Source organism: Pseudomonas syringae group sp. J248-6 (genome assembly GCF_032586995.1).
Lineage (GTDB): Bacteria > Pseudomonadota > Gammaproteobacteria > Pseudomonadales > Pseudomonadaceae > Aquipseudomonas > Aquipseudomonas amygdali.
The window spans coordinates 172,695-187,493 of sequence record NZ_JAWHOP010000006.1 but is presented as its reverse complement, the minus strand read 5'-3'; the positions used below and the strand labels follow the sequence as shown (position 1 = coordinate 187,493).

Genomic DNA, 14,799 nt, shown 5'->3' with positions numbered 1-14,799 from the left:
AGAGCCGCGCGTTGCACGTGTTTCGCTGATATCGGGAATGACTGGATGAATGGGGCTGGTCGGGAATCGTAACATCCGGAAGCACACCGGTAATCTTGAGTCAGTGACTTCCTGTCAACTTGTTGGTCAATGACTCATCTGACAAACCTTGTAGGAGGCTTTCTGTGAATACGCGTGGCTTACTCGATCAGTTGCTCAAATCCGGACAAAGCATGTTGCAGGACAAGGCTAACGGCAAATCCGGCAAGCAGTCTTCGGGCAGCGATTCATTGATCAATGGTCTGGGCAGCCTGCTCGGCGGCGGCAAAGGCCAAGGGACCTCCCAGAGCGGTCTTGGCGGTCTGCTGTCCGGCGCCGGTGGCGGTGCACTGGCTGCAGGTGCCATGAGCCTTCTGCGCGGCAAACGCTCGCGCGGTATGGGCGGTAAGGTGCTGACTTACGGAGGCTTGGCGGCATTGGGCGTACTGGCCTATAAGGCCTATAACAACTGGCAGTCCAGTCAGGGCCTCGTCGGTCAGCGTGAGCCGCAAACCATTGATCGCTTGCCCGAGGCTGAAGCCGAGCAGCACAGCCAGGCCATCCTGCGTGCACTGGTTGCCGCTGCAAAAGCCGATGGTCATGTGGATGAGCGTGAGCGTGAACTGATCGAGGGGGAGTTCAGCAAATTGAACAGCGATCAGGCGCTTCAGCAATGGCTTCAGGGCGAGTTGAACAAACCGCTGGACCCGGCAGAAGTGGCTCGCGCCGCGACCACGCCTGAAATGGCGGCGGAAATGTATATCGCCAGTGTCATGCTGGTGGATGAAGAGCATTTCATGGAGCGCGCCTATCTCGATGAGCTGGCGCGCCAGTTGAAACTGGAGCCCGGTCTCAAGGCCGAACTGGAAGCACAGGTGCGGGGCGCCGAGTAAGCTGCCACGTCCGCTGCCGGGCCGCTTGGCGCACTGTGCGTCAGGCGGCCCATGCCATCAATGATGCTCCAGCCCCTCGGCGTTGGTCAGCTCCCTTATCAGCATTGTTTGCTGTTCCTTGAAGCTGGCTTCGAATTCGCGAATGCGTTTTTCGTATTCCGGATTGTCCAGGCTGATGTTGCGCTGTTCGAATTCGTCGGTGAGTCGGGTCAGGTCAGTCCTGTAAATACGTTCGAGTGCATCGAACCGTCCAGCATGGGTTTCGCGCAGATAGTTGATCCAGTAATCCTGCTGCTGGGCGAAGCGCAGGAATGGTTCGCCTTGTTCTCCGGACTGCACGCGAAGCAGGGCTGTATCGAACTCACCCGGCCTGATGGCGGCGTGGGCCTGATACAACATGCCTTCCGGTGGTACGGGCAGGTCCAGCGCGCTTGCCCAGTGTATGCGATACGCCAGGCGGACTTCAGCTTCATCGCGGCTCCCGGTCTGCTCTCGGGCAGCAGCATCCAGTTCGGACAGGCGATAAAGCCGGGTTGTCAGCCTGTACAGCAATGCACCTCGCTGCTCCGGCACAACATCGTGCAGTGACTGACGAATGAACACCATCACCTCCATCTGGTTGAACTCCAGCAGGATGCCGTCCGGGCAGGTGTTGTTGTCACGGAACAGCCTGAGTGGTTCTTCGGCGATAGCACTCAGGGTCATTCCCAGTTGAGGGTCCTGACTCACCGCGCCGAGTACTCGCCAGACGCGCTCCTGCAGTGCTGCCCGGTTGGCCGTATTGCGATAGTCGGCACTGTGGCGCAGCGAACCGATCAGGTCCATTAGCCTTCGGTTGTGGTCGCTGATCTCCAGTTGCTCCCAGAGCGCACGCCGCGCGGCGATGAGCGGGCTGCTGTCGTCCAGCCAGGGTTCGGCAGTCACTGGCTCTGGAGTCGATGCCCGACTGTCTTCTGACTCGTAGTCTGATATCGATGAGTCCGAATCATGCTGCTCCGTCCAGTCCATCGCTGCGAGTTCGGGTGGCAGGTCCATGTCAAAGGTGAAAGAGCGTCCATAGCTTTCTGAAAAGTGTGCTCGACGCATGCTGTCTTCGGAAAGCGGGTTGTTCAGCAAGCTTATTTCCGTGTGCGAAGATTCGCTGCCGGGATTGGCCAGAATATGCTCCGGCAAGTCAGTAATCAGATTGCCCTCCAGCAGGAGCGTCCCCAGATGTGCTGGAATCATGTCATTCACCCAGGTCGGCCATTCGGTTAATCCGACGTTATTAAGTGATAGCCAGTTGAGCGCGGTATTGCTAAGGGCAGACAGATCGCTGATCGCACCCATCCGGTTGCCATCCAGTTCCAGCCTTGCAAGCGTCGGAATACGGCTGAAGAAATCGATGTGCTTTTGCTCGATCACCATTCCCTGGTCAATCAGCAATAGCGAACGAAGTGATCGAAGTTCAAGCAGCGCCGGAGGCAGTTGCAGCAGCGGTGCGACATACCCGTTCATTTCCAGTGAGTTCAGATCAGTCATACGGCGCAGCAACTGGTCCAGATCAGATCCCGTAGCCGTGACTCTGCTCAGGCGCAGATAGCGTATCTGACGATAGAAGAACTCCGGCAGCTGGCGGGGAAAGTCGACCAGCGAAAGGTTTTCCAGGCGCAGTGGACGGTGGATTTGCCCCAGGCTGAACGCTCGCCAGTGATCAGTCAGTATCCTGCCGATCTCGCGGCGGGCTTCGATGGTCCGTTCACTCGTGATGGCCAGCGAACTTGAGGCGTGTGTCCACGGATCAAGGGTGGCAGATAACTCGGCACCTTCGCGCAATTGCATGTTTATAGCGGCTTGCACGGCGAGCGGCGTGTCCATGAGGAAGCGAAACGAACAGTCGGGTACAGCCTCATTGATGCGTGCGTGCATCACCGTATGCCTGGACAGGCTGTTGCCGCGCAAATCGATCAGGGTCTGATGCTCGGGGTTGAGGGGATTGTCGAGGATCCAGTCCGGCAGTTCGGTCAGGTTGTTATGAGCCACCGACAGCTCACGAATATTGTTCGGGATTATGTCCGTCAGCCAGGAAGGCCAGCGGTGCATGCCGACTCGTTCCAGTATCAACCGGTCAAGATGCAGCCAGCCAAGGTCCATGGGCAGCAAGCTGACCAGCCGGTTGCCGCTGAGGTTCAGCGACCTGAGATCAGGCATATCGCGCAAGTGCTCCATCTGCGCCTGATCCAGAAAAATGTTCTGGTTTATCAGTCCCAGTTCAGTAAGTTGCGGCAGCACACTGGACACCTGCTGGGGCAGGTTGAGGAAGGCCGATATCTCCGGATCCGCACCGGCGCCGGGTTCGCCGACCAGAATGAGTGAGCGCGTGTGGGGGAAGCGTTGCAGAAAGTGTCCAAGTTCGAAGCTGTTGGTCAACTGTCTGGGTAGATCCGTGGCTATCGGTGTTGAAAGCTCCGCGCCCGGGCGCACTCGGGGTTCGATCGAAATATTCTCCAGATAGAGTCCGCCCACCCGCGCGTAGACAAAATCTGGCAGGTGTCGTGGGAAGTCAGTCAGGGATACCTGCTGCAGATACAGTGGCTCAAGCGTTCGCCCGATTTCAGGCAGGTTATTGATGCGCCAATGGTTCCAGATCGCCTCACTGATACGCGTCCGGCTATCGATATGCGCCTGACTCATGGAGGGCATTGCCACGACCTCAGAGGTCCAGGCGTCAAGACTTGCCCGCAGCGTCATTTGTTCGCCCAGCAAACTGTTGAGTCGTTCATCGATAGCCCGATTATCCCGGCCGGTGTGGCGCAGGCGGCTGAGAATGTCTTCGGGGAACGCGTCTTCCAGCTCCAGCAAACGGATCTTGTCCAGCAGACTTTCATCGGTCATATGCCAGTCGGTTCTGCCGTTACCGCTCAAGGGATAACCAAGGCGCCCATCGGCCAGACGCATGGGGGATTTGGAGCCGGGTTTGAGCGCCTGCATTTTCAGCAGTGGCGCGAGAGTCTGGCGAGGCAGAGGGGTTTCCTGAATCAGAGCCTCCAGCGCCTGCCCCTGGCCGGTATGGGCAAAACCCAATTGGCTGCGCTCGGCATCGGGCAGGGCGTGAAGTACGGATGAATACAGATCGTCCAGCCCGTGCAGGTGCTGATCGTCAGCGTCACGGGTCGCATAACGATTGCCATCTTTGATCAGCACCTTGCGAACAGGAGCCTCCTGGGCCCCGATGCTGTCGAGCAGTTGGCCGCCAAAGACGCGATTGTGCACCTCCAGCCTGACGTTTGAAGGCCATTGCGCAAGGGCTTCAAGGCTGTGCAGGGCGAGGCAATCGGTATCTGCGCTGGATACCGAGGTCAGGTAAAGGCCCTCATAGGCCCGTGCCAGCCGTACTTGCTGCAAATAGGCACTGGCTTCTTCGGCCATTCGTAACGGTACGCGGCGCTCTGTAGTGAGTTGTATCCGCTCGGCTGGCGAGGCGTGGCTGGCCAATTCCTCGACGACCAGCGGCGGCAGGCCGGCAAACGCCTGCTGGAGGGTTTGCGCGCCGTCCGTATCGGTGACTTTCAGGGCGCGGTAATGTGATTCGAACAACCAGGCTCTGGTTATCCGGGCACGCGCCATCAATTGCGCGCGTAAAGCGATCAGCCGCGGTGCGGTGCCCGGCTGACCCGCACCGAACTCTTCGTTGAGCAGAGTCCGGATTTCGATGTTGTTCAGTTTTTCCAGGACCTGGCGCAGGGCATCTGGCTGATCGGCACGAATATGCATGTCGAGGGGGGCAGCAGCGCCAGACTGCTGCGCCGCAACGAACCGTTGGAGCGTGTTGCCTTGGGCATCCACCAGCACCAGAGCGCGATTGTTCGGCCAGCCAGGGTCATGGCTCAGCAGTTCAAGTTGGAGGGGCGCTGCTGCGTCTGCATCGTTGGCTTCCATCTGAGCTATGAAACGATCAATTTCCTGATCCAGCCTGAAACGGCGCGCTGTGTCTTCGAGCAAGGCCGGTGGGCGGCGCTGATCAGCCAGTGCCTGGCGCATCACGGATTCAGGCGTATTGCTGACCTTCAGGATGCGTCTGGCTGCGCTGTCGGAAAACGCTTCGCTGGAATACCCCAACCGTCGAAACAGTGTCAGACCTTCCATCTCCAGCGGGCGATCAAGTTCATGCAGCCATGCTCCCGCGCCGTTGTGGCGCAGGGCGGGTTGATAGCCGTGCGGGTTGGCTGGGTGCTCTATCAGATAACCATCGCCGGTCGGCTCAGGTCTGACCGAGTACGTTCGCCCTTCAAGTGGCAACCATTGCTTGTCTTGCCAGGTGTACAGGCCTGTAGCGTCGGGATGCAGACCCTTTGGCAGCACGACGTCATGGGCAAAGGGTGCCAGGTCAGGCTTCCAGAGGCGAGTCATTCCACCCGGTAATTCCACGGGTTTGAGTCCGTTTACGAACTCGGGCACTTGTATCGCCGGGATGCCTGCTGCTCCCGTCATCGCAGCGCCAAGGGCCGACATCAGGGCAATGTTCTCCACCACATCGAAAAGGTAGGCGAACGCCTGCTGTCTCTCGTCTTTGGCCCAGCTCTCCATACCTTCATAAACCTCATGGGCCAGCTGAATGGCGGTGACGGCCATCATCACTTCGCCCAATACCGGAACGACAAAAGCGGCGATGTTCAAGACGTCGAAGGCTTTGTCCTTGAAGTACTGCACACGCTCGTCGAAGGTTTTCTGGTCCTGCGCCGCTGTCGGCACGCCATGAAACAGCGCATTGTCCTTCAACGCTGCCCGTTTGCGATCGTACAGGGCCTCCGGCAAGAGACCTTGCAGCGGGATTTCTCTCAGGTCCAGCCGGGCGTTTCGGTCAGCTTCACGTTCCAGCCACTGGCGCTCGAAGAACCCCCCTTTCTTGACTTTGGGGTGCAGACGCTCGGACAGCTTTTCAAACAAGGCACTTCGCTGGCGCGCCGGTATGAAGCGCATGAAAAAATTCAGATACCCATCGATGAACATTCGGTCGCGCAACGAGTTTATAAACGCCTCGACCGAGTCGTATTCCTTCAATGGCGCAACGGGATCGTCCGGAATGTAGACGACAATTTTTTCTGCCTGAGTTGCCATGTCGCGGTCTTTGCCAATAACGAACGGGCCGTCAAGTTCGACATCCCCAAGGCACAGCACGCTGCAGGTGACCGGCCTGTTATCAAGCCGGACGTTTTGCTTGCCTTCGAGAATATCCAGTAACGCGCCCTGCAATGGCGGGCTGACCAGTTTCTGCAGGGAGGCAATCTGCAGTTGAAGCCGGATGGACGATGACTGAAGTTTCAGGAAGTCCTTGCGCAGCCTGGATGCCGCAGCGTCCGCTGTTTCTTCGGGTGTTGAAGGTGCATTGAAGACGGACTCCAGGTGGGTCTGGTATTTACCGCCCAGGTCCAGCTCGCGGCACATTGCTGCGAACCCGGTTGCAGATATCGGCAAGGACTGGCCGGCGATCTGTGGGCCGATGATTTCAACGGAGGAAAACACCTGAGCCTCGATGCCCGAGTCCGAGTCCATCGCGCCAGGCGCGGTTTCCCACGTTTCGAAATTCTGCAGTGCAGCCTTTAGCAGGCTCTGACAGGCGGCCCTCAAGGCAATGTTGGCTTGAGTGATGGGGTCTCGGGATGCCGCAAGGAACGACTGGTCGACCCTGGCCCGGCTGGCGTGAAACAGCGAGGTTCGGGCGACGTCCACGTCCAGACCGAAGCGGTCCTTGATCGCCGCCGTCAGAAGAGGGAGCGCAAAGTCTTCCAGTGTCGAGAGGCGATCAAGCGTCGGACGAACCTTTTGTTCATTCTGGCGATGTTCGGCATAGAGCTGCTGAAGTTTATCGACTTGCTCCGGACTGGATGCGCGCGCGCTCGTCAGCCATTGCAAGGGGCGTCCGGAGGTTTTGCGCAGAGCCGCATGGGTTGCCGATTCTGCGTCAAGCAGCCATCGGGGTGTTTTATCTTTTATAAGTTGCACATGCGGGGCGGTAGATGCCTTGCCCGGCGAAGTTTGATCCAGCATTGAAGTGCCTTGTCGTGAGTGAGCAGGCGACAAAGCTTACGTTTGAGGTCGGGACAGCAAGTGCTAACTATTTATAGCCTGCACAGGTTCCTGAGACCTTGTGCTCAAGTAGTGGTGACAAGTGCCGACAAGAAGGCAGGAAAGCGGGTTAATGAGCAGGTGCCATGATTTGGTTTTCATTCCCCGTGTACCCGTTGACGGCTGGGCTATACTCACGCCGCTTGGACCGCTCGTCGGTCCGCTTCTTGAACACGGCCCGATGCCGTCGTTGAACTCTTGAGGGCTGACTGTGAAGAACTGGACCTTGCGCCAACGGATTCTGGCGAGTTTCGCCGTCATCATCGCAATCATGCTGTTGATGGTCGTTGTATCTTATTCACGACTGTTGTCCATTGAGTCCAGCGAGGAAGATGTCCGTCTTGATGCGTTACCCGGTGTCTACTACAGCACGCTGGTGCGCAGCGCATGGGGCGAAAGTTACATCCGCACCCTGGAGCTGATTGCCGAAGGGCAGGGGCGTGCGCTGACCAAGCAGGAAAGGGACCAGTTTCAGGGGTTTGACGAAAACCTGCAGGCGCAGATGGACGGCTACAAGAAGTCCATCTTCGATGACGCGGACAGAGACAGTTTTGCGCTTTTCGAAAAACGCCGCGAAGCCTATTCGCGCATGCTTGCCGATGTTCACGCCAAGTATGACCGCGGCGATTACGCCGGTGCGCGCGCCGAGTTCTATGGCGAGGTCAACCCGGTCTGGCTCACGGGCCGCAAGCAGCTCAACGACCTGATTGTCGCCAACAAGCAGCTGGCTGATCAGGCCACTGCCAATATCGTCAATGCCGTGCTGGCTGCCAAGGTCAGCATGATCCTGTCGTTGCTGGTGGCAGTGCTGGCTGCAGCGGCCTGTGGGCTGCTGCTGATGCGTTCGATCATGGCTCCGATGCAACTGATCGTGCGGATTCTGGACATTATGCGTACAGGAGATCTGAGCACCCGCCTGAACCTGTCCCGCAAGGACGAGTTCAATGCGGTCGAAACCGGCTTCAACGACATGATGACCGAGCTGACCGCGCTGGTTGCGCAGGCCCAGCGTTCTTCGGTGCAGGTAACGACCTCTGTCACTGAAATCGCTGCGACTTCCCGCCAGCAGCAGGCCACCGCTACCGAGACCGCGGCAACCACCACCGAGATCGGCGCGACCTCGCGGGAAATTGCTGCCACCTCGCGCGACCTGGTGCGAACCATGACCGAAGTCACCTCTGCAGCAGATCAGGCGTCGATTCTCGCCGGTTCCGGCCAGCAGGGGCTGGCACGCATGGAAGACACCATGCATCAGGTGATGGGCGCTGCCAACCTGGTCAACGCCAAGCTGGCCATCCTCAACGAGAAAGCCGGTAACATCAATCAGGTCGTCGTTACCATCGTCAAGGTGGCCGACCAGACCAACCTGCTGTCGCTTAACGCAGCCATCGAGGCCGAGAAGGCGGGTGAGTACGGCCGTGGTTTCGCGGTGGTCGCCACCGAAGTGCGCCGCCTCGCCGACCAGACTGCTGTCGCCACCTATGACATTGAGCAAATGGTGCGGGAAATCCAGTCGGCGGTTTCCGCAGGCGTTATGGGCATGGACAAGTTTTCCGAAGAAGTGCGCCGTGGCATGTTCGAGGTCACTCAGGTCGGCGAGCAGTTGTCGCAGATCATTCAGCAAGTACAGGCGTTGGCGCCCCGTGTGTTGATGGTCAATGAAGGTATGCAGGCTCAGGCTACCGGTGCCGAACAGATCAATCAGGCACTGGTGCAACTGGCGGATGCCAGCAGCCAGACCGTCGAGTCTCTGCGTCAAGCCAGTTTCGCCATCGACGAGCTGAGTCAGGTCGCGGTCGGGCTGCGCGGTGGCGTTTCGCGATTCAAGGTCTGAACACTCCAATGACGGATCAATCGCCGAGGCGCAACGGCACGCCACTGACCACCAGCAAACTCTTTCTGCTGTTTTGCATCGGCGAAGACCGCTATGCGCTGGACGCGACAGAGATTGCTGAAATCCTGCCTCGGGTGAAACTCAAGGCAATTGCCCAGGCTCCGCACTGGGTGGCGGGGATCTTTGCCCATCGCGGCGAGATCGTGCCGGTGATTGACATCAGTGCGCTGAACTCGGGTCAGTCAGCGCGCTTGCGCACCAGCACACGCATGGTTCTGGTGCATTATCGGCACGACGACGCGCACCCGGCGCAGTTGCTCGGGCTGATTCTGGAGCAGGCCACCGAAACGCTGCGTTGCCCGGTGTCACAGTTCAAGGCGTATGGGCTGGACAATCGCCTGTCACCTTACCTGGGGCCGGTTCGCGAGGATGAGCAGGGGCTGCTGCAATGGATTCACGTTCAGGAGCTGTTGAGCGAGCCGGTTCGAGATTTGTTGTACCCGGTGCCGCCAATCGACCTCGAATTGCTTGAGGACGCGCCATGAAGGTCGACGATTCACGCTTCTTCAGCTTCCTCAAGGAGCGCATCGGGCTGGATGTGACCTCGGTCGGCGAGGCGATCATCGAGCGTGCCTTGCGTCAGCGTGCGACGGCCGCCCATTGCCCCGACAGTGATGCGTACTGGCACCTTCTGGTGTCGTCTCCTCAAGAACAGCAGGCGCTGATCGAGGCGGTGATCGTTCCTGAAACCTGGTTTTTTCGCTACCCGGAATCTTTCGTCACACTGGGCATGCTGGCCCGTGAACGTATAGCCAGCCTTGCCGGTGTGCGCCCGTTGCGCATTCTCAGCCTGCCATGCTCGACCGGCGAGGAACCCTATTCGATTGCCATGGCGTTATTCGATGCGGGGGTCGATGCCAGGCAGTTCAAGGTCGATGCCATTGATATCAGCCCTGTTTCGATTGCCAAGGCCGAGCACGGCATCTATGGCAAGAACTCGTTCCGGGGCAGCGACACCGGTTTTCGCGAGCGGTATTTCAACCCGGTCGCTGACGGGTTTGAAATCGCCGACAGTGTGCGCGCTTGTGTGAGTTTTCAGGCTGGCAACCTGCTCGATCCGAAACTGGCTTCGCAGGTCGCGTATGACATCGTTTTCTGCCGCAACCTGGTGATCTATTTTGATCGGCAGACCCAGCAACATGTGTTCAAGGTCCTCAAGCAGCTGACCCGGGAAGACGGCCTGCTGTTCATCGGGCCGGCGGAGGGCAACCTGCTGGCAGGTATTGGCATGCGTTCGATCGGTATTGCGCAATCATTTGCCTTCCGGCATGCGCCAGTCGAACCGACGGCTCCGGCTCCGGCTCCAGTCCAGGCTCGCACTCCGGCGCCGGTAGCCGCGCCGGTTGCACCGCGCCCGGTCCCTGATGCACCTGCCAGAGCGCCTGCGCCACGACCTGCCACACGAACGTCCGCAGCATTTGCGCCCATCGTCAAGCCGGTTGCTGTCACTGGCAATAGCGAGGTTTCGGCGCTGCTCGACAGGATTGCCGGCCTGGCCAACGAAGGCAAAAGTGTCGAGGCGCGGGCTGCCTGCGAACGCTATCTGCAACAGCATGAGCCGGTTGCACAGGTGTTTTACTGGCTGGGCCTGCTCAGCGAAGTAGAAGGTAGCGTGGCGCAGGCTCAGGGTTTCTATCGCAAGGCGTTGTACCTGCAACCGCAGCATTCCGAATCGCTGGCCCAACTGGCGGCGTTGCTGGCCGCCCAGGGTGACAGTACCGGGGCCCGGCGCTTGCAGGACCGCGCTGCACGTGGCGCGAATAAACAAGGAAACCATTGATGACGGGTGTGTCCGGTTTTTCCAGTCTTACCCATGACCAAGCCCTGGATATCGATGACTGCTGGAACCGTATCGGTATTCACGGTGATCGTTCCTGCCCGTTGCTTGAAGAGCACATCCACTGCCGCAACTGCGCGGTTTATTCCGCGGCGGCCACCCGTCTGCTGGACCGCTACGCGCTGGCCCAGGAGTCGCATGAACAGTTTCAGGGCTCTGTGTTGCTGCGCGACATCAAGACCCGCTCCATTCTGGTATTCCGTCTTGGTGAAGAATGGCTGGGGCTGGCCTCCCGCTGCCTCTCGGAGGTCGCCCCCAACCAGACCATCCATTCGCTGCCGCACCAGCGCTCGCGTGCGATGCTGGGTGTCGCCAATGTACGGGGTGCTCTGGTAGCGTGCATATCGCTGGTCGAGTTGCTAGGGCTCGACAGCAATGCAGCGAGTACCCAGTCGGCACGGGTGGTGCCACGCATGTTGATCGTTGCCGCTGAAGGCGGTCCGGTCGTGGTGCCGGTGGACGAGGTAGACGGCATTCACGCCATTGACGAGCGTGAGCTGGAAGCCGCTTCTGCGTCCGGTACTCATGCCAACGCCCGTTTCACTCGCGGCGTTTTGCAATGGAAGGGCCGCAGCCTGCGTTGGCTGGACGAAGAAGAGTTGTTGTCGGCGGTGCACCGGAGCCTTACATGACGCCAGATCAAATGCGTGACGCCTCACTGTTTGAACTGTTCACGCTGGAAGCCGATGCGCAGACTCAGGTATTGAGTGCGGGCCTGCTGGCACTTGAGCGTAACCCGACCCAGGCGGATCAACTGGAAGCCTGCATGCGGGCGGCACATTCGCTCAAGGGCGCGGCGCGCATTGTCGGCGTCGATTTCGGGGTGAGCGTTGCGCATGTGATGGAAGACTGTCTGGTCAGCGCCCAGGAAGGCCGTCTATTGCTGCAGGCCGAGCACATCGATGCGCTGCTGTCCGGCACTGACCTGTTGATGCGTATCGCTACGCCAGGCGGTAACAGCGTCGGTCAGCCGGATATCGACAGTTATGTTGAAAGGCTCAACGCGCTGCTGGCGTCCGGTGCTGGCGCAGCGCGCACGGTCAATACGCCGCTGCCTGACCCGGCTTCGGACGCATTGCTGGCCAGCGCGATGCAGCAGCTTGAGTCTTCAGCCCAAGGGGCTGAGCCAATAATCAACCCTGCACCTGATCCGCTGCCAGCAGAGTCGCGTCCGCCATCCAGGCCCGCAGCCACGTCGGCGCCGGAACCGGAAGCACCTTTTACCCCTTTGCGTGAACGTCGAGTGGCCGAGGGCGGCGAGCGTGTATTGCGGGTCACTGCCGAGCGTTTGAACGGGCTATTGGACATGTCCAGCAAGTCGCTGGTCGAGACCCAGCGACTCAAGCCGCTGCTGGCCGGTATGCAGCGCCTCAAACGCTTGCAAAGCAGCAGCGACCGCGCGCTTGAAGTGCTGGGTGCGAGCTTTGGCGAAGAAGGCCCCCCGGCTGATGTGCAAAAAGCCCTGGAAGATGCACGCAACCTGTTGTCCCAGGCGCAACAGGTGCTGGTCCAGCAAACCGCAGAGCTGGATGAGTTTGGCTGGCAGTCGGCGCAGCGCGCGCAGCTGCTGTATGACACCGCACTGGCCTGCCGCATGCGGCCCTTCGCTGATGTGCTGAACGGTCAGGCGCGCATGGTCCGAGATCTGGGGCGTGAGTTGGGTAAACAGGTACGTCTGCAGATCGAAGGGGAGAAGACCCAGGTCGACCGCGATGTACTTGAAAAGCTTGATGCGCCGCTGACCCATCTGTTGCGCAATGCTGTGGACCACGGTATCGAGTCGCCCGAAAAACGCGCGGCGTCGGGCAAGGACCCTGAAGGTCTGATTCGTCTGCAGGCATCGCATCAGGCTGGTTTGCTGGTCGTTGAGTTGAGTGACGACGGTGGCGGCGTAGACCTGGAGCGTTTGCGCCAGAGCATTGTTGAACGCAAGCTTTCGCCAGCAGAAACCGCCGCGCAGTTGAGCGAGGAGGAACTGCTGAGTTTTCTGTTTCTGCCGGGTTTCAGCATGCGCGACAAGGTCACGCAGATTTCCGGTCGTGGTGTCGGGCTTGATGCTGTGCAGCATATGGTTCGCCAGATGCACGGCAGTGTCGAGCTGCAGCAGTGGACGGGCGAGGGCAGTCGTTTCAGGATTGAAATGCCGCTGACGCTTTCAGTAGTGCGCAGCCTGGTGGTGGAAGTGGGCGGAGAAGCCTATGCCTTCCCTCTGGCCCATATCGAGCGCATGCGCGACTTGCAGCCGGATGATATTTTGCAACTGGAAGGGCGTCAGCACTTCTGGGATGAAGAGCGCCATGTCGGTCTGGTCTCGGCCAGTCAGTTATTGAATCGGCCGCCCGCCCAGAATGCCGGCGAAGCGCTCAAGGTTGTGGTTATTCGCGAGCGTGATGCAGTTTATGGCGTAGCCGTCGAACGCTTCATCGGTGAGCGTACGCTGGTGGTGATGCCGCTTGATGCGCGGCTGGGCAAGGTTCAGGATGTTTCGGCAGGGGCCTTGCTTGATGACGGTTCTGTAGTGTTGATCGTTGATGTAGAAGACATGCTGCGCTCGGTGGAGAAGCTCCTGAATACCGGACGCCTGGAGCGTATTGACCGGCGCAACCGTCAGGTCGACCATGTGTCGCGCAAGCGGGTTCTCGTGGTCGATGACTCTTTGACTGTTCGCGAGCTGGAGCGCAAGCTGCTGGTCGGTCGCGGTTACGAAGTGTCGGTCGCCGTGGATGGGATGGACGGCTGGAATGCCCTGCGTGCCGGGGACTTCGACCTGCTCATCACCGACATCGATATGCCGCGCATGGACGGTATAGAACTGGTGACGTTGCTGCGCCGTGATACCCGTTTGCAGTCATTGCCGGTCATGGTTGTTTCCTACAAGGATCGTGAAGAAGACCGACGCCGCGGCCTGGACGCCGGAGCGGATTACTATCTGGCCAAAGCCAGTTTCCACGATGATGCCTTGCTCGACGCTGTTGTCGAATTGATAGGAGACGCGCAAGGATGAAGATTGCCATCGTCAACGACATGCCCATGGCCATCGAAGCCCTGCGTCGCGCGCTGGCCTTCGAGCCCGCGCACCAGATCATATGGGTGGCGTCCAATGGTGCCGATGCCGTGCAGCGCTGCGTCGAGCAGACCCCGGACCTGATCCTGATGGACCTGATCATGCCGGTGATGGATGGCGTAGAGGCCACCCGTCGGATCATGGCCGAAACACCCTGCGCTATTGTCATCGTAACCGTCGACCGCGAGCAGAACATGCGCCGCGTATTCGAAGCGATGGGGCACGGTGCGCTGGATGTGGTGGATACGCCTGCCATCGGCGGTCCCAACCCCAAAGAGGCGGCGGCGCCCCTGCTGCGCAAGATACTCAATATCGACTGGCTGATCGGTCAGCGCGTCGGCCGAGAGCGCGTGGTGGCTGCGCCGAGATCGGAGCCGGCGAGGCGCGACAGGCTCGTTGCAATCGGCTCTTCGGCGGGCGGTCCCGCGGCGCTGGAGATCCTCCTGAAGGGGCTTCCGGTGAGCTTTCCGGCAGCGATCGTCCTGGTGCAGCATGTTGATCAGGTATTTGCAGCCGGTATGGCAGAGTGGCTGACTTCCGCTTCCGGCTTGCCCGTGCGGTTGGCAAAGGAAGGCGAAACGCCGCAGCCTGGGGTGGTGCTGCTGGCCGGAACCAATCATCATATTCGTTTGCTCAAGGACGGTACGCTGGCGTATACCGCAGAGCCAGTGAATGAAGTCTACAGGCCCTCGATCGATGTGTTTTTCGAGAGCGTAACCCGTTATTGGAGTGGTGAGGCAGTCGGCGTTCTACTGACCGGCATGGGGCGCGATGGTGCGCAGGGACTCAAGGCAATGCGGGAGCGAGGCTTTCTGACCATCGCCCAGGATCAGGCCAGTTCTGCTGTGTATGGGATGCCCAAAGCGGCCGCAGCCATTGATGCTGCTGTTGAGATCCGTCCGCTGCCCGCCATTGCCCCTCGCTTGGTCGAGGTATTTACTCAATGACCGTTCAGGTGCATTCACCTGTGGTCGGCGATCAGGAGAAA

General features: G+C 59.6%; 8 protein-coding genes. 7 read left to right on the top strand and 1 reads right to left on the bottom strand.

Features of this window, described 5'->3' with window-relative positions; translation table 11 throughout:
• The first annotated feature begins 164 nt into the window (after nucleotides 1–164).
• Nucleotides 165–911 carry a tellurite resistance TerB family protein gene (locus RYC17_RS10765; protein WP_057403261.1) on the top strand — a complete coding sequence of 249 codons (747 nt, stop codon included), beginning with the start codon at nucleotides 165–167 and terminating at the stop codon, nucleotides 909–911.
• A gap of 57 nt (nucleotides 912–968) precedes the next feature.
• On the opposite strand, the gene RYC17_RS10760 is transcribed toward RYC17_RS10765, so the two are convergent.
• Entirely contained in the window at nucleotides 969–6,938 is a 5,970-nt protein-coding gene (locus RYC17_RS10760; RefSeq protein ID WP_316903037.1) for an NEL domain-containing protein, read from the bottom strand.
• A gap of 289 nt (nucleotides 6,939–7,227) precedes the next feature.
• Here RYC17_RS10760 and RYC17_RS10755 point away from each other — a divergent pair, with 289 nt between their 5' ends.
• The 6 genes from RYC17_RS10755 to RYC17_RS10730 are packed head-to-tail and all read left to right on the top strand — an operon-like array spanning nucleotide 7,228 to nucleotide 14,758.
• Nucleotides 7,228–8,850, top strand: coding sequence for a methyl-accepting chemotaxis protein (locus tag RYC17_RS10755; RefSeq protein ID WP_058399629.1), 1,623 nt, complete (start codon nucleotides 7,228–7,230; stop codon nucleotides 8,848–8,850).
• An 8-nt stretch (nucleotides 8,851–8,858) separates the two neighbouring features.
• A complete protein-coding gene (locus RYC17_RS10750) occupies nucleotides 8,859–9,395 on the top strand; it encodes a chemotaxis protein CheW (RefSeq protein WP_058399630.1) in 537 nt (178 codons plus the stop codon).
• Complete coding sequence (locus RYC17_RS10745) at nucleotides 9,392–10,690, top strand: CheR family methyltransferase (RefSeq protein WP_122259224.1); 1,299 nt, start codon at nucleotides 9,392–9,394, stop codon at nucleotides 10,688–10,690. The genes RYC17_RS10750 and RYC17_RS10745 overlap by 4 nt, the downstream gene beginning before the upstream one ends.
• Nucleotides 10,690–11,379, top strand: a complete 690-nt coding sequence (locus tag RYC17_RS10740) for a chemotaxis protein CheW (protein ID WP_058407365.1) — start codon at nucleotides 10,690–10,692, stop codon at nucleotides 11,377–11,379. The genes RYC17_RS10745 and RYC17_RS10740 overlap by 1 nt, the downstream gene beginning before the upstream one ends.
• A complete protein-coding gene (locus RYC17_RS10735; protein WP_058407364.1) occupies nucleotides 11,376–13,751 on the top strand; it encodes a hybrid sensor histidine kinase/response regulator in 2,376 nt (791 codons plus the stop codon). The genes RYC17_RS10740 and RYC17_RS10735 overlap by 4 nt, the downstream gene beginning before the upstream one ends.
• Nucleotides 13,748–14,758 carry a chemotaxis response regulator protein-glutamate methylesterase gene (locus RYC17_RS10730; RefSeq protein WP_122259222.1) on the top strand — a complete coding sequence of 337 codons (1,011 nt, stop codon included), beginning with the start codon at nucleotides 13,748–13,750 and terminating at the stop codon, nucleotides 14,756–14,758. Before RYC17_RS10735 ends, RYC17_RS10730 begins: the two co-directional genes overlap by 4 nt.
• Nucleotides 14,759–14,799 lie beyond the last annotated feature (41 nt).

What these genes read in the sequence shown, in the direction of transcription:
- RYC17_RS10760 (WP_316903037.1), bottom strand. Translation starts at nt 6,938, where the DNA reads ATGCTGGATCAAACTTCGCCGGGCAAGGCATCTACCGCCCCGCATGTG.
- RYC17_RS10750 (WP_058399630.1), top strand. Translation starts at nt 8,859, where the DNA reads ATGACGGATCAATCGCCGAGGCGCAACGGCACGCCACTGACCACCAGC.
- RYC17_RS10745 (WP_122259224.1), top strand. Translation starts at nt 9,392, where the DNA reads ATGAAGGTCGACGATTCACGCTTCTTCAGCTTCCTCAAGGAGCGCATC.
- RYC17_RS10740 (WP_058407365.1), top strand. Translation starts at nt 10,690, where the DNA reads ATGACGGGTGTGTCCGGTTTTTCCAGTCTTACCCATGACCAAGCCCTG.
- RYC17_RS10735 (WP_058407364.1), top strand. Translation starts at nt 11,376, where the DNA reads ATGACGCCAGATCAAATGCGTGACGCCTCACTGTTTGAACTGTTCACG.
- RYC17_RS10730 (WP_122259222.1), top strand. Translation starts at nt 13,748, where the DNA reads ATGAAGATTGCCATCGTCAACGACATGCCCATGGCCATCGAAGCCCTG.